Origin of the sequence: Shewanella sp. S1-49-MNA-CIBAN-0167, assembly GCF_040310145.1 — a bacterium.
Lineage (GTDB): Bacteria > Pseudomonadota > Gammaproteobacteria > Enterobacterales > Shewanellaceae > Shewanella > Shewanella psychromarinicola.
On record NZ_JBEOPO010000347.1, the window covers coordinates 1 to 260 of the forward strand.

Consider the following 260-nt stretch of genomic DNA (forward strand, 5'->3'; position numbering starts at 1 on the left):
ATTCTTAACCGGGGCTTTGAGTTATTGCCTAAACTCGCTAATTTAGCTAAAGACTTAGTTGCTGAGGGTTTGTATAGCCACTTTAATCCAACCGACAATAGCTATAAGCTGACCAACAAAAACGACCAAGATTGGCTAAGCGCACAATTAAAAACAGCACAAGACTTAGGCCTTAACGTCCAAGTTATTGATTATGCAAAACCCGATAATCGCCTCGCTATGGCACAAAATATTATAGACGCCGGTTTTAATCCATGGGT

At 40.4% G+C, this 260-nt stretch carries 1 protein-coding gene; it reads left to right on the forward strand.

Annotation, left to right across the window (positions count from 1 at the left end):
- On the forward strand, window positions 1-260 hold a 260-nt coding region (locus tag AAEZ00_RS21570), incomplete at both ends, for a hypothetical protein (RefSeq protein WP_351090000.1).